Annotated in this window: 18 protein-coding genes and 1 pseudogene; 8 read left to right on the forward strand and 11 right to left on the reverse strand. The window is 62.9% G+C overall.

Annotated features, from left to right (window positions below):
• The first annotated feature begins 14 nt into the window (after window positions 1–14).
• Together HNQ95_RS01175 and HNQ95_RS34140 are read left to right on the forward strand one after the other, a co-directional pair.
• Window positions 15–461 (forward strand): RrF2 family transcriptional regulator, encoded by a 447-nt coding sequence (locus HNQ95_RS01175; RefSeq protein WP_067959707.1) that lies wholly within the window; start codon window positions 15–17, stop codon window positions 459–461.
• 160 nt (window positions 462–621) lie between these two features.
• Window positions 622–978 (forward strand): annotated as a pseudogene (locus HNQ95_RS34140) (DUF3291 domain-containing protein).
• A 103-nt stretch (window positions 979–1,081) separates the two neighbouring features.
• On the opposite strand, the gene HNQ95_RS01190 reads toward HNQ95_RS34140, so the two are convergent.
• On the reverse strand, window positions 1,082–2,575 hold the full coding sequence (locus HNQ95_RS01190) for an MFS transporter (RefSeq protein WP_067959704.1): 1,494 nt from the start codon (window positions 2,573–2,575) through the stop codon (window positions 1,082–1,084).
• Window positions 2,576–2,672: 97 nt separating this feature from the next.
• Between HNQ95_RS01190 and HNQ95_RS01195 the strand changes: the two genes are divergently transcribed.
• On the forward strand, window positions 2,673–3,350 hold the full coding sequence (locus tag HNQ95_RS01195) for a winged helix-turn-helix transcriptional regulator (protein ID WP_182573283.1): 678 nt from the start codon (window positions 2,673–2,675) through the stop codon (window positions 3,348–3,350).
• Between the two features lie 115 nt (window positions 3,351–3,465).
• Window positions 3,466–4,380 carry a pyridoxal-phosphate dependent enzyme gene (locus HNQ95_RS01200; RefSeq protein ID WP_154384823.1) on the forward strand — a complete coding sequence of 305 codons (915 nt, stop codon included), beginning with the start codon at window positions 3,466–3,468 and terminating at the stop codon, window positions 4,378–4,380.
• 31 nt (window positions 4,381–4,411) lie between these two features.
• On the opposite strand, the gene arsK is transcribed toward HNQ95_RS01200, so the two are convergent.
• Window positions 4,412–5,605, reverse strand: a complete 1,194-nt coding sequence (gene arsK, locus HNQ95_RS01205) for an arsenite efflux MFS transporter ArsK (protein ID WP_182573284.1) — start codon at window positions 5,603–5,605, stop codon at window positions 4,412–4,414.
• A gap of 255 nt (window positions 5,606–5,860) precedes the next feature.
• Window positions 5,861–7,450, reverse strand: a complete 1,590-nt coding sequence (locus HNQ95_RS01210; RefSeq protein WP_182573285.1) for an ABC transporter substrate-binding protein — start codon at window positions 7,448–7,450, stop codon at window positions 5,861–5,863.
• A gap of 298 nt (window positions 7,451–7,748) precedes the next feature.
• Between HNQ95_RS01210 and HNQ95_RS01215 the strand changes: the two genes are divergently transcribed.
• Both HNQ95_RS01215 and msrP read left to right on the forward strand, forming a co-directional pair.
• Window positions 7,749–9,800, forward strand: a complete 2,052-nt coding sequence (locus HNQ95_RS01215; RefSeq protein ID WP_154384821.1) for an elongation factor G — start codon at window positions 7,749–7,751, stop codon at window positions 9,798–9,800.
• Between the two features lie 175 nt (window positions 9,801–9,975).
• A complete protein-coding gene (gene msrP, locus HNQ95_RS01220; RefSeq protein ID WP_067959687.1) occupies window positions 9,976–10,935 on the forward strand; it encodes a protein-methionine-sulfoxide reductase catalytic subunit MsrP in 960 nt (319 codons plus the stop codon).
• A 106-nt stretch (window positions 10,936–11,041) separates the two neighbouring features.
• Here msrP and HNQ95_RS01225 read toward each other — a convergent pair whose 3' ends face one another.
• Window positions 11,042–11,476, reverse strand: coding sequence for a GFA family protein (locus HNQ95_RS01225; RefSeq protein ID WP_246340511.1), 435 nt, complete (start codon window positions 11,474–11,476; stop codon window positions 11,042–11,044).
• Between the two features lie 755 nt (window positions 11,477–12,231).
• Here HNQ95_RS01225 and HNQ95_RS01230 point away from each other — a divergent pair.
• Entirely contained in the window at window positions 12,232–12,771 is a 540-nt protein-coding gene (locus tag HNQ95_RS01230) for a methyltransferase family protein (RefSeq protein ID WP_182573286.1), read from the forward strand.
• Between the two features lie 47 nt (window positions 12,772–12,818).
• Here the strand turns inward: HNQ95_RS01230 and HNQ95_RS01235 are convergent, their stop codons facing one another.
• The 5 genes from HNQ95_RS01235 to trxB all read right to left on the reverse strand — a co-directional run bounded on the left by HNQ95_RS01235 (window position 12,819) and on the right by trxB (window position 16,247).
• Complete coding sequence (locus tag HNQ95_RS01235; RefSeq protein WP_067959682.1) at window positions 12,819–13,238, reverse strand: GFA family protein; 420 nt, start codon at window positions 13,236–13,238, stop codon at window positions 12,819–12,821.
• 28 nt (window positions 13,239–13,266) lie between these two features.
• A complete protein-coding gene (locus HNQ95_RS01240) occupies window positions 13,267–13,734 on the reverse strand; it encodes an SRPBCC family protein (protein ID WP_182573287.1) in 468 nt (155 codons plus the stop codon).
• A gap of 2 nt (window positions 13,735–13,736) precedes the next feature.
• A complete protein-coding gene (locus HNQ95_RS01245; protein ID WP_067959677.1) occupies window positions 13,737–14,051 on the reverse strand; it encodes an ArsR/SmtB family transcription factor in 315 nt (104 codons plus the stop codon).
• A 292-nt stretch (window positions 14,052–14,343) separates the two neighbouring features.
• Window positions 14,344–15,240, reverse strand: a complete 897-nt coding sequence (locus tag HNQ95_RS01250) for a LysR family transcriptional regulator (protein WP_067959672.1) — start codon at window positions 15,238–15,240, stop codon at window positions 14,344–14,346.
• A gap of 32 nt (window positions 15,241–15,272) precedes the next feature.
• Complete coding sequence (gene trxB / locus HNQ95_RS01255) at window positions 15,273–16,247, reverse strand: thioredoxin-disulfide reductase (protein ID WP_154384817.1); 975 nt, start codon at window positions 16,245–16,247, stop codon at window positions 15,273–15,275.
• Between the two features lie 241 nt (window positions 16,248–16,488).
• Between trxB and HNQ95_RS01260 the strand changes: the two genes are divergently transcribed.
• Entirely contained in the window at window positions 16,489–16,959 is a 471-nt protein-coding gene (locus tag HNQ95_RS01260; protein ID WP_067959664.1) for an Lrp/AsnC family transcriptional regulator, read from the forward strand.
• Window positions 16,960–16,987: 28 nt separating this feature from the next.
• Here HNQ95_RS01260 and HNQ95_RS01265 read toward each other — a convergent pair whose 3' ends face one another.
• Together HNQ95_RS01265 and HNQ95_RS01270 are read right to left on the reverse strand one after the other, a co-directional pair.
• Window positions 16,988–17,860 carry an FkbM family methyltransferase gene (locus HNQ95_RS01265; protein WP_154384816.1) on the reverse strand — a complete coding sequence of 291 codons (873 nt, stop codon included), beginning with the start codon at window positions 17,858–17,860 and terminating at the stop codon, window positions 16,988–16,990.
• Window positions 17,861–17,962: 102 nt separating this feature from the next.
• Complete coding sequence (locus HNQ95_RS01270) at window positions 17,963–18,754, reverse strand: glycosyltransferase family 25 protein (protein WP_182573288.1); 792 nt, start codon at window positions 18,752–18,754, stop codon at window positions 17,963–17,965.
• Window positions 18,755–18,772: the final 18 nt, after the last annotated feature.

The raw sequence follows: 18,772 nt of genomic DNA on the forward strand, positions 1-18,772 counted from the left end.
GAAAGAACAGCACGATGAGATCCGACACCCGCCTCTCCCGCATGCTGCATGTGCTGATCCACATGCAGCACCACGAGGGAACCGCGACCTCGGACGCAATCGCCATGATGCTCGGCACCAACCCAGTGGTCGTACGCCGGACCATGGCTGGCCTGCGCGATCAGGGTTATGTCCGCTCGGAGAAGGGCCATGGCGGCGGCTGGCTGCTGGCGCGGTCGCTGGAGGAGATCACGCTGCTCGACATCCACAAGGCGCTAGGCACCCCACAGCTCTTCGCCATCGGCCTCGCCGGCGACAACCCGAGCTGCACCATCGAGCAGGCGGTCAACACCTCGCTCGCCGAAGCGATGGACGCGGCCGAGGCGATCCTTTTGGCCAAATTCGGCAAGGTCACGCTGGCGGAGCTGGCCGAGGGCGCGGCGAAGGTCGCAAACGGCAGGCTGACGATGGAGCACCTTTAGGGTCTTTCTTCGCGATCTCACTGCAGGCGACGATCATCCGCAGGCTGACGGTTAACGAGCTTTCACAAAACCGACGATGGAATTCTCTCTCCAGCAACAACGGGTTCTACGTCGATAGAATCCGGGGTCTTGGGAGGAGCCATCAATGACAATAGCGCAGATGAATTGGGGGCGACTGAAGTGCCCGGCCAACGATCCGCGATTGAAAGAATCTATGGACGGCCTTGGAGACGTCTACCGCTTGGCAGAAGCTCACCCTGGGTTCCTGTGGCGGATAGCTGATGACGCAATAGCTGCGGAAACGAAGGCCTGCGGCTTCGACAATCGCATGTCCGCAACTGTCTCGCTCTGGAGGAGCCTGGACGATCTCCACGATTAAACCTTCAACTCACTGCATGGAATCTACCTCAAGCGAACCTCCGAATGGTTCGAGAAGATAGATGAGCCTCAGCTGGTCACCTGGTTCATTGAGAATAGCAACGTCAGACCAACCTTCGCTGAAGCTTGGGAGCACTGATCTCACTTCAAGAATCCGGATTGTCAGATCGAGTATACGACTGGCGAAAGTAGCGCTGCCGAACCGACTGTCGTCGGGCAGCAACCCTTGTGCATCCGCCCCCTCAGCCGCCTTGCGTGTCGGTCTGCAGCCCGCCGCGGCCACGCAGCAGCAAGCTCAGCACGGCGCCGCAGATGGCGATGGCGCTGCACAGCAATGCGGCGACCTTGAGCGCTTGTCCCAAGGCATCGCGCGCCGCCTCGATCTGCACACCGGCATTGTCCGGCCCAAGTGCTGCGTTCATCGGCAACGCCGCAAGCTGCGGATGGTCCACAAGCGCCAGTTGGTAGAGCATCGTCAGCAGGCTGCCGAGTACGGCGATGCCAAATGCACCGCCCAGTTCGGTGCTGGCCTCGGACAAGCCGGCGGCGGCACCGGCATGTGATGCCGCCACCGAGCCGACAATGACGTCGGTCGTCATGGTGAAGACTGGCGCCAGCCCAAGCGAGAACAGGCAGTAGGCCGCAATCATCAGCGTGAGATCGCCGCTGGCGGCTGCGGCTCCCGCCAGCGCGAAGCCACCGGCTGCGACGAGGAAACCGAGCGCCATCAACGCAACCGTGCCGAGGCGTGATGCAATCGCCGGCGCCGCAATTGCACCGGCGATGAACGCCACGCCCGACGGCGCCGAGGCCACTCCGGCCTGCAACTCCGTCAGGCCGAGGCCGAGCTGGAAATACAGCGCCATCAGCAGGAACATGCCGAAGGCAACGAAAAAACCGAGAATGTTGATCGTCAGCGCTGCCGAAAAGCGCGGCGAGGCAAACATATCGAGGTCGAGGAACGGAACCGCGAGCCGCCGCTGCCGGTGCAGGAACAATGTCGTGGCAACAATGCTCACTGCCAGCGCGAGACCGGCCTCGCCGCTCCAGCCGTCCATCGCCACCTTCTTGATGGCATAGACCAGGCCAAGTACCGCCACCAGCAAGCTGAGCGCGCTTGCGACGTCGGGGCGTGGCGCCGCGCCGTCGCGCGCTTCCGGCAGCATCTTCGGGCCAAGAACCAGAAGCAGGGCCATGACGGGCAGGTTGATCAGGAACACGGATCCCCACCAGAAATATTCGAGCAGCACGCCGCCAACCAGTGGACCGACGGCACCACCGGCGGAGAAGCTGGCGATCCAGACGCCGATCGCCTTGCTGCGATCCTCGGGGTGCGGAAACAGGTTGCGCACCATCGACAGCGTCGACGGCGCAAGCGTCGCTGCGGCAATGCCCATCAGCGCGCGCGCCGCGATCATCATCGGCGCCGAGCTCGCGAAGGCAGCGATCAGAGACGCCACGCCGAAGGCGAATGCGCCCCACAGCAACAGGCGCCGGCGGCCGATGCGGTCGCCGACGACGCCCATCGGGATCAGCGCGGCGGCCAGGATGAAGCCATAGATGTCCACCATCCACAACAGCTGAGCTGGCGTCGGGTCGAGATCGGCCGCCAACTCCGGCAGTGCAAGGTTCAGCACCGTCAGATCCATCGAGTACAGCAGGCACGGCAAGGCGAGGATCGCCATCGCCAACCATTCACGGCGCCCCGCCCGGGGCAAATCGCCATGCTCTTCCATCTTCGCCTCTCCTGGAGCGCTTGATCGACAGGTACGCGCGTGACAATGTTGATATGTGTGAACTAACTACTCCTAAAAAGCAACTACTTGGTTTTTAATGAGAACTGAAAAGAGCAGAAGCTACCACGACGGCTGTGCGACGGCGCATGCGCTTGACCTGATCGGTGAGCGCTGGGCGCTGCTTGTCGTCCGCGAGTTGCTCTTCGGGCCCAAGCGTTTCACCGACCTGCGCACCGACCTGCGCACCATCAGCCCCAACGTGCTGACCCAGCGCCTGGAAGCGCTGGAGGCAACAGGCATCGTGCGCCGGCGCAAGCTGCCGCCGCCTGCCGCGTCCTGGATCTATGAACTGACCGAGTGGGGCAGCGAGCTCGAGGACACCATCGTCACTCTGGGCAAATGGGCCGCCCGTTCGCCGTTCCTGGAACAGGGCCTGCCGATCAGCCGGGCCGGGTTGCTGCTGGCCATGCGGGCGATGTACAGACCACAAGACGACGGCGGCTTCTGCATCTGCCTCGACATGCCCGACGGCACGGCTGTCGTCTCCGGCACAGCTGAAGGCTTCGACATCCAGTTCGGCGACGAGGCCTTGAAGTCAGCGCAAGCCATGTTCTCCGGCACCTCAAGCGTTCTCGACAGCATTCTGTTCGGCGGCGTCTCCGTCGAGGCGGCGGTGAAGGCGGGCGATGCCAGGATCACCGGGGACATGTCGGCCATGGCCAAGCTGCTGCGGGCATTCCCGATGCCGCCGGCGGCGCCCGGCCTGGCGCCCTAGCGGCATGCCGGCGCGCTGAGGGCACTGGCTTGGTCGTTTCCCGCACCTGCTTTCTGGCGCAGGTCCTGGACTTGGCTCATAAGCACCAGACATCTTTCCCCGAGGTCGCCACTCCATGCCCCTGCACATCAACACGCCGCTGCTCGAATCCCGGCCGCTGAGCCTCGCCGCCGGGCGCTCGATCTGGCTGAAGATGGATGCGCTGCAGCCACCGGGCTCCTTCAAGATTCGCGGCATAGGTGCTGCCTGCGAACATCATGCCAAGGCGGGCAAGCGCCGCTTCGTCTCGTCCTCCGGCGGCAATGCCGGCATCGCGGTCGCTTACGCCGGCCGCCGGCTTGGCATGCCGGTGTCGGTCTTTGTCCCGGAAACGGCAACGGAATTGGCCAAGGCGCTGATCCGCCAGGAGGGCGCGGAGGTCATCGTCCATGGCGCGTCATGGCAAGAGGCCAACGAACGCGCCATGTCGGCGCTCGATGCCGACACGGCCTTCATCCACCCCTTCGACGACCCGCTGCTCTGGACCGGCCACGCGACGATGATCGACGAGGTCGTCGCGGAAGGTTTGTCCTTCGACGCGGTTGCCCTGTCGGTCGGCGGCGGCGGGTTGATGTCGGGCATTGTCGAGGGCCTGGCCCGCAACAGCCTCGCGCATATCCCGATCATCGCGGTCGAAACAGAGGGCGCTGCCTCGCTTGCTGTCGCCATGGAGGCCGGCCAGCGGGTGCAGTTGCCGGCCATTACCAGCATCGCCACCTCACTCGGCGCCCGCATTGTCAGCGAGCGCGCCTTCGAAGTGACGCAGACCCAGTCCGTCGACAGCGTCGTGGTCAGCGACCATGCTGCCGTCGAGGCCTGCCTGCGCTTCCTCGACGATCACCGGGTACTGGTCGAACCGGCCTGCGGCGCAACGCTTGCTCTCGCCTACAGCCATATGGATGCGCTCTCGCGCTACAACCGCGTACTGATGATCGCCTGCGGCGGCGCCACCGCGTCGTTGGCCCAGTTGCAGGCGTGGCACACTGCCTGATCCTTCGGCATCGGCCTTGGTGCGCGACGAGCTACCAGGGCGAGCGCGCGGCCAGGCGGCCGATGGCGACGAAGATCGCCAGCGCGACAACGCCGAGCAGGATGGTAAAGGACAGCGCCCAGGAAATGCCGATGGTGGCCATGGCGAAGGCCAGTGCGAAGGGGGCGACGGCAGAGACGATCAGCCGGGCCGACATGGCGCGGCCCTGCAGCCGGCCGTAGCCGTCGCTGCCGAACAGCGCCAGCGGCAGCGCGCCGGTGACGATGCTGAACAGACCATTGCCCATGCCGAAGATGACGGCGAAGGTCATTGCACCCGCTATCGACGGAGCGGTTGCCAGCAACACACCCACGCCAGCGGTCATCAGCACAGCCGAGATGATCGCGAGTGTCAGTGGCGCGAGGTTGATGCCGGCCACCATGTTGATGAAGCGGCTGAGCACCTGGGCGGGTCCGAACAGCGTGCTGACGACAGCAGCCGTGGCGCCGAGCCCAAGGCCTGAGAGCAGCGGCACCATGTGGACCAAAATTGCCGCGCTCACCAGGTTCTGTACCGAGAGCGCAATCACCATCAGGGCGAAACCGAGCGGACGCACGGCAGCGGCAAGCGAACCCTCGACATGTTGGTGCGGCTCGGTGGCAATCTGGCCTTGCCCTGTCCGCCGAAACGACAGCCAGGCATGCAGCGGCAGGCAAACGACCAGGTTGAGGACGGCGAAGACGAGATAGACCGCCTGCCAAGACATCTGCGCGTGCAGTGCCGTGGTGATTGGCCAGAAGGCAGTCGAGGCGAAGCCGGCGATGAGCGTCAGATAGGTGATGTTGCGCTGGGCGTCGCGCGGCGATATCTGGACGAGCAGCGCAAAGGCCGCGCCATACTGGACGAGGTTCGAGGCGACCTGGATCGCCACCAGCGCGATGACGAAACTGATCGCTTCAGGAGCTGCCGCACAGGCGACCAGTGCTGCGGCCGCGACAGCCGAACCGGCCGTCATGATGCGGCCGGCGCCATAGCGGTCAATCCAGTTGCCAAGCCAGGGCGCGGTCAGTCCGCCGACGAGCAGTGCCGCCGACAGCGCGCCGAATAGCCACTCGACCGGCCACGACAAGTCCTTGGCCATGTCGTGGGCAAGAATGGAAAAGCTGTAGTAGAGCGTGCCGTATCCGACGATCTGGGTGATGCCGAGCGCGATGACGGCGGCAATCGGCGAACGCACGGCGGTCATCGGGAAATCGGCTCGTTCTCGGTCTTTGCTGCCGCCTCCTTCCGATGTCCGCCGCATCAGGTCAAGCGGCGTGAGGCCCTGGCACAACTCATGCGCCCTGGCAAAAGCCAAGCCTTGCCGGTGATCGAAGCAACGTTCGAAGCGTGCGCCCACCCAACCGCAAGCAGGTTGGGCGCGTCGTCCAGAGAAACTGCGCAGTCCAAACAGCAGACAACGCCTGCTCCAGCGTTACCGGAGCAGGCGAAGCGCCCTCGCCTATGCATTCACCCAGCATTTGGTCAGCGCATGGCCGCCCATCAGCTCGCCATTGGGATCGTCGACCCAGCCGCCGACCTTGGTGCCGGTCGCGTCGATGTAGTTGTTGAACATCGGCACGATGACGCCGCCCTCGTCGCGCAGGATCACGGCTGCCTGACGGTAGAGGTCCTTGCGCCTGGCCTGGTCGAGCTCGCCGCGCGCCGACAGGATCAGCTTGTCGAAATCGTCGCGGAAGAAGCGGGTGTCATTCCACTCGGCCTTGGACAGATAGGCGATGGAATAGACCTGGTCCTGCGTCGGCCTGCCGGTCCAGTAGGACATCGAGAAGGGCTGCTTGTTCCACACTTCCGACCAGTAGCCGTCGCCCGGCTCGCGCTTGACCTCGAGCGTTATGCCGGCCTTGGCCGCACTCTGCTGGTAGAGCTGGGCGGCATCGACAGCACCTGGGAAGGCGACGTCGGAGGTCCGCAGCAGCACCGGGCCGCTATGACCCGACCTCTTGTAGTGGAACGCCGCCTTGTCAGGATCGTAGGCGCGCTGCTCGATGTCGTCGGAGAACATCGCATAGGCCTTGGTCACCGGCATGTCGTTGCCGATCAAGCCGTAGCCGCTCAGCACCTTCTTGACCATCTCCTCGCGGTCGACGGCATATTTCAGCGCCAGCCTCAGATCGTTGTTGTCGAAGGGTGCGGTGTTGCAATGAGCGATGAAGACGTAGTGGCCCTTGCCCGGCACGTTGCGGATCTCTACGCCCGGCACGCGCTTGATCAGGTCGACGATCTTCGGTTCGACCCGGTTGATCAGATCGACCTGGCCGCCCTGAAGTGCGGCAGTGCGCGCTGTCGCGTCGTTGATCACAACGATCTCGATCTGGTCGGCATGGCCGCGCTTGTCGGAACCCCAGTAGTTCTTGCTCAACTCGCCGACATGGCGCACGCCCGGCTCGTTGACCATCACCTTGTAGGGGCCGGTGCCGATGCCTTCGGTCGGATTGTCCTTGCCGCCATTTGGCTGAATCATGAGGTGATAGTCGCTGACCACGTAAGGCAGGTCGGCATTGGCCTCCTTGAGCTGGATGACGACATAGTCGCCGTCGACCTTCATGCTTTCGAACTGGCTGACGAAGGCAAGTGCCGCCGATTTCGAATTGGCGTCGGCATGGCGCTCCAGCGTCGCCATCACGTCATCAGGCGTAAGCTCCTTGCCATTGTGGAAGGTCACGCCCTTGCGGATCTTGAAATGCCAGGTCTTGGCGTCGTCGGAGGCTTCGTAGCTTTCGGCCAGGCGCGGCTCGATCTCGCCCGCCGGCGACACTTCCAGCATCTGCTCGCCCCAGCTGCGGCCAAGCGTGTAGGGCACCTGGCTCGCCCATGTCGCCGGGTCGAGGCTGTCGGTGGCGGCACCGCCGACCATGCCGGCCTTGAGCACGCCGCCCTTGACCGGCGCTTGCGCTTGTGCGGCACCGGCCAGCAGCGTGTTGGCCGAAAGGCCCATGACTCCAAGGGCTGCGGCACGGCCGAGAAAGTCGCGGCGCGACATCCGTCCACTGACGACGAGACGGCTGAGATGGTCGAGTTCACGAGACATTGGACTGCGTTCCTCCAGATGGGCGCGACTTGATGTCGTCATGGTTCCCCAACGTAATATTGAGTGGCGGGCCGCTTCACGCTGCCCGCCGGACGCGACATCTGATGGCGCTTTTGGAATAGCTGGCTTTTCTGCTGCCGCCGCATCAACCCTTGCCTTGCAAGGCTCTTGCCCTGCCTTCAAAGCCGTGTGACGATGTCGCCAACGGGGAGGAAGTTCTCAGACGAATTTGCCCGCGACGGCCGCACAGGCCGGCCGCCGCATTCAGGGAAAAATGCCTGAGTGGAGGTCAGCTCTCATGGGTAGTCGCGCCGGAGGAAGACGCACGGGACCGAAGTGCATCGCCATCGTCGGTCCCTTCGCCAGCGGTAAAACCACACTTCTCGAAGCCCTTCTCGCCCGCTCGGGCGCCATTTCCAAGCAGCACCCGGTCGCCTCCGGCAACACGGTCTCCGACCACTCGGCCGAGGCCAAGGCGCATGCCATGAGCGTCGAGGCGGTCTTCGCCACCACCCAGTTCATGGGCGAGGCCATCACCTTCGTCGACTGCCCCGGCTCGGTCGAGTTCGCCTTCGAGGCCGAGCCCATCCTTGCCGCCTGCGACCTCGCCGTCGTCGTCGCCGAGCCCGACGAGAAGAAGATCCCAGCCTTGCAGTTGATCATGCGCAAGCTCGACGATCTCGGCGTGCCGCGTATCCTGTTCCTCAATAAGATCGACAAGGCAGCCGCCGGCGTCCGCGACACGCTGAAGCTGCTGCAGCCGGTCAGCCGCACGCCGCTGCTCCTGCGTCAGATCCCGCTGCGCAAGGACGGCGTCGTCGTCGGTTCGATCGACCTCGCGTTGGAGCGCGCCTACATCTACCGCGAATATGCCGAGAGCGAGATCGCCGACATCCCAAGCGACGACAAGGCGCGCGAACTCGAAGCCCGCTTCGCCATGCTGGAAACCCTCGCCGACCATGACGACCAGTTGATGGAGCAGTTGCTCGAGGAGATCGAGCCGCCCAAAGATGAAATCTTCGATGACCTTGCCGCCGACCTGCGCGACGGCGCGGTCACGCCGGTGCTGATCGGCTCGGCCGAAAAGGGCAATGGCGCGCTGCGCCTGCTCAAGGCGATCCGCCACGACGCCCCCGACATCGAGGCAACGCGCAAGCGCCTCGGCATATCCGACGGCAGCGCTGCGGTCGTCCAGGTCATGAAGACCATCCACACCTCCCACGCCGGCAAGCTGTCGGTGTCGCGCATCCTGTCCGGCCAGGTCGCCGATGGTACGGAGCTCTGGCTCAACGCCACCGACACCTCGAAGGTCTCGGGCATTTACCGCTTGCTCGGCAAGGACCAGTCCAAGCAGTCGGGCGCCGGCGCCGGCGACACCGTCGCGCTCGGCAAGCTCGAACATGCCGCGACCGGCCAGACGCTGACCACGGCCAAGGGAGGCATCAAGCCGCTGGTCAAACTGGAGCCGCCCAAGCCGGTCTATGCCTTTGCGCTGCGCCCCAAGGAGCGCAAGGACGAGGTCAAGATGTCGGCGGCGATCCAGCGCCTGGCCGAGGAAGATCCCTCGCTCACCTTGCACCACAACCAGGACTCGGCGGAAACTGTTCTATCCGGCCATGGCGAGATGCATCTGAGGGTGGTGCGCGAGCGGCTCGAAGGCCGCAATCAGATCGCCGTCGAGGGTCACGCGCCGGCGGTGCCCTATCGCGAGACCATTCGCAAATCGGTCCAGCAGCGCGGCCGCCACAAGAAGCAATCGGGCGGTCACGGCCAGTTCGGTGATGTCGTCATCGAGATCAAGCCGCTGCCGCGCGGCTCGGGTTTCGAGTTCACCGACACCATCACAGGCGGCGTCGTGCCCAAGCAATACATCCAGTCGGTCGAAGCAGGCGCGCGCGACTTCCTCAAGACCGGCCCGCTCGGCTTCCCCGTCGTCGACATCGCCATCAACCTGTCTGACGGTTCGTTTCACTCGGTCGATTCCTCCGACATGGCGTTCCAGATGGCGGCGAAGATCGCGATGAAGGAGGGTATGCCGAGTTGCTCGCCGGTGCTGCTCGAACCGGTCATGAAGGTCGAGATCTTCACCCCCTCCGATGCCACGGCGCGCATCATCGCACTGGTGCCGCAGCGCCGCGGCCAGATCCTCGGCTACGACGCCCGCACCGATTGGCCCGGCTGGGATGTCGTCGAGGCGACGATGCCGCAATCGGAGATCGGCGACCTGATCATCGAGCTGCGCTCAGCCACCGCCGGTGCCGCCACCTACCGCGCCGAATTCGACCACATGGCCGAACTCACCGGCCGCCTCGCCGACGAAGCGATGCAGTCGGGCGGCAAGGCCGCGTGAGATCAGCAGCCGGGCGGTCCACGCGGGTCGTCCGGCAGCTCTCCTCACGCTCTGTTGATCTCCCATCCGGGACGGCGCTGTAACGCGACGACGTTTCCACGCGTATGTGAACGTGACAGCGTTGATTTCGCCGTCCGCAGGGGCGACCTTGCGGCCAGCCTATTGGAGAGCAAGCATGGCATTCATTCACCGCCGACCGTCCTGGGCAATTCCGGAAGCGCTGGCGACACCCGAGCACATCTTCCTCAACCGCCGCAGCATTCTGGCCGGCATGGGGCTTGGGCTCGCGGCCGCAGCCCTGCCCCGCAAGGCGCGCGCCGAGGAGGCCGATCCGACCGCCGATCTCTATCCGGCCAAGCCGAATGCCACCTACAAGCTCGACCGTGCGCTGACGCCCGAAGCGATCAACGCCAACTACAACAACTTCTACGAATACGGCACCTACAAGGAAATCGCGGCCAACGCCCAGCAGCTCAAGACGCGGCCGTGGGACATCCAGATCGGCGGCCTTGTCGACAAGCCGATGACGCTTGCCATCGACGACCTGATCCGCAAATTCCCGCTCGAGACGCGGCTCTACCGCCACCGCTGCGTCGAGGCCTGGTCGATGACCATCCCGTGGAGCGGCTTCCCGCTGAAGGCGCTTGTCGCCATGGCGAGCCCCAAGACGGATGCAAAATTCATCCGCTTCGAGACCTTCCTCGATCCGTCCATGGCGCCCGGCCAGAACGACTTCGTCTATCCCTGGCCCTATGTCGAAGGCGTCACCATCGAGGAAGCGGCGCTCGACCTGCCTTTCCTCGTCACCGGCGCCTATGACAAGCCGCTGGCCAAGCAGTTTGGCGCGCCGATACGGCTCGTCCTGCCGTGGAAATACGGCTTCAAGTCGATCAAGTCGATCCGCAAGATCGACTTCGTCGCCGAACAACCGGTGGGCCTGTGGGAAGCGATCCAGCCGAGCGAATACGGTTTCTGGGCGAACGTGAATCCCGAGGTCCCGCACCCGCGCTGGAGCCAGGCCAAGGAGCGCGTGCTCGGCACCGGCGAACAGGTGCCGACACAGCTGTTCAACGGCTATGCCGCCGAAATAGGTCAGCTCTACGCAGGCAAGGATCCCGCCAAGCTTTACATGTGATCCCACCTGCATGCCCTCGAAAAATCGAAGCGATTGTCGAGAGGGATCATGCAGTGTCAAAAAGAACTTGGGAGGTGTCCGCGCGCCAGTTTGTGCGCGCGGTGCCCTACTCCGCTTTCGCCTCGACATGCCACCATTTTGGCCGACCACCCTTGAACGAGTGGCTCTTCGGCATGAGCTCAATCGCGCCGGGCTTGTCGAAGACGCCGAGCAGCAGTGCGACCACGGGCGCGTCGTCGATAGCGCCGAATGAGCTGCCGCAGGCCGGGCAGAAGGCGCGACTGGAATAGTCGGACGAGCGATAGACCGATGGCGCGCCGCCCGGCCCGGTCCACGTCACGCGGTCGCTTGGAAATTCGACCCAGGAAGCGGTCAGCGAACCTGTGTGGCGCTGGCACATGCGGCACGAGCATGTATGCGGCTTCCCGGCCGGTCCGGTCGCCTCGAAGCGGACTGCGCCGCACAGGCAGCCGCCACCAAAGACCTTGGCCTTGGCCACACCCGCCTTGCTCGCGCCCTTGGCCGCATCTGTCATGCTCATGAATGTCCCCCCAAATGATCCATCTGGCCGCGCCTGGCAAAATATGGATTCGCAGCAATGTCGCCCAGCCTTGACCGGCCGCCGACAAAACAAAAGCGGCGCCCGAGGATATCCTCGGACACCGCTTTTTTGCGGACCGTTCCGCGGGAGGCGGGACGGCAGGTCCGCCGCTACGTGGCCAACGTCTTGGGTCGTCGGCAATCTGCTGGACGCGGCGCGTTGCCTGAACCTGGCGCGCACGGGTGATGCCCCCATCTCCCGACGCACCATCACCGCGTCCATGTAAAAACTAGGCGCGTCCCGGGGTACGGGGAATGTTACCGGGGGTTACATGTCACTGTTACGCGGGAGGTTTGGCCTGTTTCAGGCAACAAAAAAGCCGGATCCAAGAAGATCCGGCTGAGTTTGTTTGGAAGTGCCGATTAAGGCTAACCTCCAGAGGGGAACACTCGAGGGCGCTAATGGGAGGAGGAACGCGCCCTGGAGATGATCAATATATGTGCTCTCCTTGCCCAACAAACAAGCATCTATTTTGCAATGCACGCATGCAAAAACATACAGGCTGTGGTCTAACGACGTTAGAAGCCCGATAGGACCAGTTTTCGCCCCGAAAATCGCAGCCTGAGCATGCTGCAATGCACAACAAACAGCCGTGGCGACGCCAAGGATGACCTGAAATGCCCCGCGCCGGGAGATGCTGGCAAATCGGGCACGGCACGCTCATAGTTGCGGCGAAAGCCAAGCCAATAGGCAACATGCGGAATTTTCGACCTGAGAGATCAAGAGGAGTGCAAGCCTCGCGCAAACCGTCCGCCATCCTCGGCAGCGCCATCTTCTTCATCACGGCACCTAGTGTCGTCGCCGGCCTCGTGCCGTGGCTCGCGAGCGGGCGCTACGGCCTGCCGGTGGCGTCGTGGCCACTCGCCATCCTGGGCGCCGCGCTGGTCGCTGTCGGCCTCGGCGTGCTGCTGCACGCCTTCGCCCGTTTCGCGCTGGAAGGGCTCGGCACCCCTGCCCCGATCGCGCCGACGGACAGGCTGGTGGTCGGCGGCGTCTACCGCCACGTGCGCAACCCGATGTATGTCGCCGTGCTGTCGATCATCCTCGGTCAGGCGCTGATCTTTGCATCTTGGCAGCTTGCCGCCTATGCCGTCATCATGGGCGCTGTGATGGCGACCTTCGTCCGGATCTATGAGGAGCCGGTTCTGCTGCGGCAATACGGTGCCGACTATGAAGCTTACCGCCAAAACGTTCCCGGCTGGCTGCCCCGGCTCACGCCCTGGCGTGGAGCTTAGGCCGGAAGAAGATCGGCCAGCCGGAAACGATGTCGGCAGGCGAAGGTTCAGCCGCTCGGCATGCCCGCGAAGGCCACGAGATCGGGATCGATCCTGTCCCAGGCGTGGCCTCGGGCACTGTAGGTCAGCACCTGAGGCTGGAACTGGCCCGGATCATCCAGGCTGCCGGCATGGATCGCGATCGCTTCCGGCGCTGCGGCGAAGGTCACGAACACAGGCGTTCCGCACTCAGGGCAGAAGCCATGGATCTTGTCCTTGCCGCTGTCGGCCACGACCCGCCAATGCTTTGCTTCGCCCGTCATCGCCATCTCGGCGCGCCGGGCAAAGGTCAGGTACGAGCCATGCCCGGTGCCGCTACGCTTCTGGCAATCCAGGCACTGGCAGTGGTTCTGGAAGATCGGCTCGTTTGTCGTCTCGTAGCGGACAGCACCACAGGCGCAGCCGCCGGCATAAAGCTTGGTCGTCATTGGGGTTCTCCGGGATGCGGGCAGCCGATCATGCCGTTTTTGGCTTGGCGAAAACGTCGAGGGGGCGTCCCGTTTCGAGGAAGGATTTCAGGCTGGACAGAACGATCGGCCAGCCCTTGCTGATGCCTTTCGCCATGCCACTGCCGGCTTCGAGTTCGTCATGGGTAACGGTCAGCCGAACCATGGTGTCGTATTCATCGATGTCGAACGTCACCCGACTGAAGCTTGCAGGATTTGCAGCCTCGGACGGGTCTGCCCAGGTCATGACGAGGCGGCTCGGCGGAACGGTCTCGACGACCTTGCCGACAACCTTGACGGCCCGCTCGCCATGGGCCTGGACATGCTCCCACGTCGAACCCAGATTCCAGTCGGAAATGTTTTCGTGGCCCCAGTAGCGCCTTGCGACATCCGGCTTGGTGATTGCCTCGAACACCTTGTCCGGTGTCGAGACGATGTAGGTCACGTAGACGAAGCTCGTCTTTTCCTGGCTGGTCATTGTTATTCTCCTTCGAGTTCTTTCTTCAGGTCATGCAGCAGGCTGAGCCGCTGGACCTCGAACTTGCGCACCCACCGCTCGTAAACCTCGTGGATCGGAACGGGGTTGATGAAATGCAGCTTCTCGCGGCCGCGCCGAACCGATGTGACCAGGTTGGCCGCCTCCAGTATTCCGAGATGCTGGGTGGCCGATTGCCGAGCCATATCGAGGTTTGCACACAACTCACCCAGCGACTGTCCGTTCTTTTCGAAGAGAAGATCGAGCAGCTTCCTGCGGGTCGGGTCGCTCAAGGCCTTGAATATGTCGTCGGCGTCCATCGTCCTCACTCACTGACCGCTATAGATATGCAGGCAAATACCTGCATGTCAAGTCATGCAGGTATTTACCTGCATATTAATGTGAACACCTTCGTCCGCTCGGGTTGTCGAGCGGTACAGCCTGCCCGGTCCACGCACAGGCGCCAGGTAGCCGGGAACAGGCCGATCAACGCAGCCGCATTGTCGCTTGGAACGGAAACCGATTGTCGGGGCGCGCCTGCGTCCACGCGTGGGAAAGCCTGCCCTCGCCGAAACGAGGGCTTTTCGCAGCGGGCGTGATCGGAGTGGGAGCCTAGTAGGCCCAGCTCCTGGCCTTGGCGATGACGAAGTCGCGGAAGACGTGCAGCTTGGCCTGCTCGCGCATGGCGTCGGGATAGGCGAAATAGGTGTCGAAGGACGGCACCTCGGTTTCGGGCAGGAGTTGCACCAGTCCGGCATCCTTGCCGATGACATAGTCGGGCAGCATGGCGATGCCGGCACCCGTCTGCACCGCCTTCTTGATCGACAGGATGTCATTGATCTGCAGCGTCGGCACACGCTGGCCGCCCTCGAAGTCGCCGACGGTTTCCAGCCAGTTGAGCTCGCTCAGATGCGTCGGCACCGGCACGCCGAAGGTAACGATACGGTGGTTCTTGAGGTCGGCGATGGATGTCGGCTTGCCGTATTTGTTGACGTAGGCCGGCGACGCATAAAGGTGGAAATGCACCGTGAATAGCCGGCGCTGTATCAGGTCCGGCTGCTGCGGCTGACGCAGGCGGATTGCGCAATCGGCCTGGCGCATGGTCAGGTCCAGCTCCTCATTGGCGAGGATCAGCTGGATCTGGATATCGGGATAGAGCTCGAGAAACTCCTGGATGCGCTCGGTCAGCCAGCCGGCGCCGAGGCCGACGGTCGTCGTCACCTTGAGCACACCAGACGGCCGGTCCTTGGTTTCGGTCAGCCGCGTCTTGATCGTCTCGAGCTTCATCAAGACGTCATGCGCCGTGCGGAACAGCATCTCGCCCTGCTCGGTCAGCACCAGGCCGCGCGCATGCCGGTGAAACAGGGGCACGCCGATGTCGTGTTCGAGCGCGCTCACCTGACGCGAAATCGCCGACTGCGACAGCCTCAGCGTCTCCGCCGCGTGCGTGAAAGAGCCAGCCTCCGCCGCTGCGTGGAACACGCGCAACTTATCCCAATCCAACGCCATTTTTCCCCTCGTTTATAAGGCGTTTGGTCGGCCTATTCGGCCGCTTCGCGATGCACTTCAACTCCCGCCAGATACTTCTCGGCTTCAAGCGCTGCCATGCAGCCAAGACCTGCCGCCGTCACCGCCTGGCGATAGATGTCGTCGGTCACGTCGCCGGCGGCGAACACGCCCGCAACGTTGGTCCGCGTCGAATTCGGCTCGGTCCAGAGATAGCCGTTCGGCTTCTGCTTGAGCTTGCCGACGAACAGCTCGACCGCCGGTGCATGGCCGATCGCCACGAACACGCCGTCCGTAGTCATTTCGGTGATGGCGCCGGTATGCACATTCTTCAGCCTCACGCCGTTGACCGACGGCGGCAGCGGCTTCTGCGCCGGCGCACCGACAATCTCCTCGACTGCCGAGTCCCAGATCACCTTGATGTTGGCCTTGGCAAACAGCCGTTCCTGCAGGATGCGCTCGGCGCGGAAATGGTCGCGGCGATGAACGACGGTCACCGTCTTGGCCAGATTGGAGAGATAGAGCGCCTCTTCGACCGCCGAATTGCCGCCGCCGACGACCACCACGTCCTTGCCGCGATAGAAGAAGCCGTCGCAAGTGGCGCAAGCCGAAACGCCAAAACCCTGGAACACCTGCTCGGAAGGCAGGCCCAGCCACTTGGCCTGAGCACCGGTGGCGATGATCAGCGCGTCGGCGGTGTAGATGGTTCCGGAATCGCCCTTGGCGCGGAACGGCCTAACGTCGAGATCGACCTCGGTGATGATGTCGTTGATCATCTCGGTGCCGACATGCTCGGCCTGCAGGCGCATCTGCTCCATCAGCCACGGGCCCTGGATCGGCTCGGCGAAGCCGGGATAGTTTTCGACCTCGGTGGTGATCATCAGCTGGCCGCCCTGCTGGATGCCGGCGACGAGCACCGGTTTCAGCATGGCACGCGCCGCATAGATCGCGGCCGTGTATCCGGCAGGTCCGGAACCGATGATGAGAACTGGCGCATGTTTGGCGGTCATCGAAGGGCCTTCGTGGTCGATGGAAAATGCAGCAGCCGTCAAAACGGGCTGCGGATCGTCCCTAATCTAGGTGTTCACCCACACCCCGCGCAAGGCGGCAAGATGTTACTCCCCCGAAAGCTGCGCAACTAACGGTGCAATTGTTCCGTCTGCGGCGTTTCACCGGCCATGGGCTTCCCAAGGGCTTCGAGTAGTTTTATTACGTCATTGCGCAAGATTCTTGCGCAAACGCGGAGCACATATGCCGATCAAGGCCGACCTCGACGCCATCGACTGGAAGATTCTGCGTGAGCTTCAGGACGACGGCCGCATGACCAATGTCGAATTGTCGCGCCGCGTCGGTATCTCGGCGCCGCCCTGCCTGCGCCGCGTCAAGCGGCTGGAAGACGAAGGCATCATCCAGCGCTACCGCGCCCTGCTCAACGCGCCCGCGCTCGGCATGGACGTCGTCGCCTTCTGCCTCGTCGGCCTCAACCGCCAGTCGGAAGTCGACCTCAAGGCGTTCGCCGACCGCACCCGCAACTGGCCGATCGTCCGCAGCGCCTGGATGGTCTCGGGCGAATCCGACTTCATGCTGCACTGCCTCGCTCCCGACCTCGGCACCTTCCAGGGCTTCGTCATCGAGGAACTGACCTCCTCCCCCAACGTCGACACGGTGCGCACGGCGCTGACCATCAGGCAGGTCAAGGACGACGGCCTAGTGGCGATCTAGGCACAACCCTCGCCCTGCCTGCCAAGCGTTATGGCAGCAGCAGGATGTTTGTTTGGGCGATGCTGATCGGAAGGTCGACGACCTTCATCTCCGCTTGGTTATGTCCATCGAAGATCATGCACTTTTCGTAGTAGCGCGACAGAAGCGCTATGAACTCACGAGCGGTTCCCGGTGGATAGACGCCAGGCGAGTACTCGAACATGACCGGCACACGACGCTCGAAAAGTTCGTGCATCGATTGGCTGGCAAGGGGCTCCGCCCCTTCGATGTCCATCCACACGAAATCGATGTCGGCGGCAAGAACATCAGCCTCTGCAAGCACCTGCGCCATGGGCTTGATCGCGACCGCCACCTCGCCTTCAGAATTTGGCAGCGGAAACAGACTGCTGCCGCCGAAATTGCCTTCAGCGCGATGCAAATTGCCTGTCGCGATATCGTTTCCGACCGCACAGGGGATGATGGTGACACGTTGCTCAAGATCGTTGTCCGCAACATTGCGCCGAAGCAAAGACAAGTTTCTCGGATCCGGCTCGACGGCGATAACCCTCGCCACTTTGCCAGACCGGCAAAAATACACCGTCTGAGTGCCGATGTTCGCGCCTATCTCCAGCACGGTCGCCCCACCGCTCGGCAAATAGCCTCGACGAGATAGGAAGGCGACCAATGCGTCAGAGAGATGCCGATCAAAATCTCCCGAGAGAAAAATACTTCTCCCGATGTACTCATGTGGCGAAAAAGACATGAAGTGGTCATCGAATTTCATAGTGACCGAGGTGACGTTCGTCAAAAGCACCTCGGATGAAACGCGTCGGCCATGCTTGCCGGAAACCAGTTTCCGGATGAACGCAACCTTCCAATTTCTCAGGGCGTTTTCTATTCCCTTTAAAGCGGCGATCTTCACAATCCCTCAATCCAAAACGTCTGTTTCAGTCCCGTATTTTCCAACGTCCAAATACAGTATCTGCAAAAATGGCCTGTAGCCGGCCACAGGGGTAAACAAAACTCAGGAAAAAGGAACCCTGATCCTCTCAAGGCCGCGCAAGCGCGAGTTCAAGAACATCCACGCCTGCCGTAAGGGTCTCATGATTTCTCTTAGCGGCTTGCTCAGCCGCTCTTTTTGGCTCTTGAGTTCGGGCCGCTCATCTTCGAGAGTACTTTGGAAACCGACAACCTGGCTACCTGCTCCAACCAGCATATCCTGAATGCAGATTGCTGGCGTCAACTGGTAGATCGTAAGATCAGCCCAAGCCGTACAAGCCGGATTGAACATGAATTGATCGACCGGATCGACAAAATCCTCACTCAAAGCAATGAGCTTCCGAGCGGCCGACTTCGACAAGATGTAGCCGCTTGCACCAGTATGTGTTGACCGAAGCCTCTTGAGAGAACGTCCCAGGGCAAGCTTGTTGCCCGTTCTGTCGAGGAGGGCATGCACCCTGGTGGTCTCCAGCTTCACCACGTCGGCATCGCCAGGAATCCAGGCATCGTTGCTCAGCAATTCGGCGAGGCCGGATCCGAAATGGACGTCGTCCTCGAAGACCGCCCCATGGTTCTGCTCGGCGTTGGCGATCGCCTCCCAGCACGCCCGGTGGCTGAGAAAGCAGCCTGTTTCCCCAGGTCCGAGCTGGTAGATCAGCCCTGCCCGCTCAGGTCGGTGCAGTTTGCCCTCGGCAATCAGCTTCGCTCCGTCGACAGCCGGCATCCTTGTGAAGTCGAGGCCGAGATCGCTGAAGATCGTGGCCATACGCTGCAGGCGATCGGGCGAGCGATCCAGATTGATCAGGTAGATGTTCATTGGATGGTCGTTCAAATC

Source organism: Aminobacter ciceronei (assembly GCF_014138625.1).
GTDB lineage: Bacteria > Pseudomonadota > Alphaproteobacteria > Rhizobiales > Rhizobiaceae > Aminobacter > Aminobacter ciceronei.

What these genes read in the sequence shown, in the direction of transcription:
- HNQ95_RS01200 (WP_154384823.1), top strand. Translation starts at nt 3,466, where the DNA reads ATGCCCCTGCACATCAACACGCCGCTGCTCGAATCCCGGCCGCTGAGC.
- HNQ95_RS01260 (WP_067959664.1), top strand. Translation starts at nt 16,489, where the DNA reads ATGCCGATCAAGGCCGACCTCGACGCCATCGACTGGAAGATTCTGCGT.
- HNQ95_RS01175 (WP_067959707.1), top strand. Translation starts at nt 15, where the DNA reads ATGAGATCCGACACCCGCCTCTCCCGCATGCTGCATGTGCTGATCCAC.
- HNQ95_RS01195 (WP_182573283.1), top strand. Translation starts at nt 2,673, where the DNA reads ATGAGAACTGAAAAGAGCAGAAGCTACCACGACGGCTGTGCGACGGCG.
- arsK (WP_182573284.1), bottom strand. Translation starts at nt 5,605, where the DNA reads ATGACCGCCGTGCGTTCGCCGATTGCCGCCGTCATCGCGCTCGGCATC.
- HNQ95_RS01190 (WP_067959704.1), bottom strand. Translation starts at nt 2,575, where the DNA reads ATGGAAGAGCATGGCGATTTGCCCCGGGCGGGGCGCCGTGAATGGTTG.
- HNQ95_RS01245 (WP_067959677.1), bottom strand. Translation starts at nt 14,051, where the DNA reads ATGGACGCCGACGACATATTCAAGGCCTTGAGCGACCCGACCCGCAGG.
- HNQ95_RS01225 (WP_246340511.1), bottom strand. Translation starts at nt 11,476, where the DNA reads ATGAGCATGACAGATGCGGCCAAGGGCGCGAGCAAGGCGGGTGTGGCC.
- msrP (WP_067959687.1), top strand. Translation starts at nt 9,976, where the DNA reads ATGGCATTCATTCACCGCCGACCGTCCTGGGCAATTCCGGAAGCGCTG.
- HNQ95_RS01230 (WP_182573286.1), top strand. Translation starts at nt 12,232, where the DNA reads ATGCGGAATTTTCGACCTGAGAGATCAAGAGGAGTGCAAGCCTCGCGC.
- HNQ95_RS01270 (WP_182573288.1), bottom strand. Translation starts at nt 18,754, where the DNA reads ATGAACATCTACCTGATCAATCTGGATCGCTCGCCCGATCGCCTGCAG.
- HNQ95_RS01240 (WP_182573287.1), bottom strand. Translation starts at nt 13,734, where the DNA reads ATGACCAGCCAGGAAAAGACGAGCTTCGTCTACGTGACCTACATCGTC.
- HNQ95_RS01250 (WP_067959672.1), bottom strand. Translation starts at nt 15,240, where the DNA reads ATGGCGTTGGATTGGGATAAGTTGCGCGTGTTCCACGCAGCGGCGGAG.
- HNQ95_RS01210 (WP_182573285.1), bottom strand. Translation starts at nt 7,450, where the DNA reads ATGTCTCGTGAACTCGACCATCTCAGCCGTCTCGTCGTCAGTGGACGG.
- HNQ95_RS01215 (WP_154384821.1), top strand. Translation starts at nt 7,749, where the DNA reads ATGGGTAGTCGCGCCGGAGGAAGACGCACGGGACCGAAGTGCATCGCC.
- HNQ95_RS01235 (WP_067959682.1), bottom strand. Translation starts at nt 13,238, where the DNA reads ATGACGACCAAGCTTTATGCCGGCGGCTGCGCCTGTGGTGCTGTCCGC.
- trxB (WP_154384817.1), bottom strand. Translation starts at nt 16,247, where the DNA reads ATGACCGCCAAACATGCGCCAGTTCTCATCATCGGTTCCGGACCTGCC.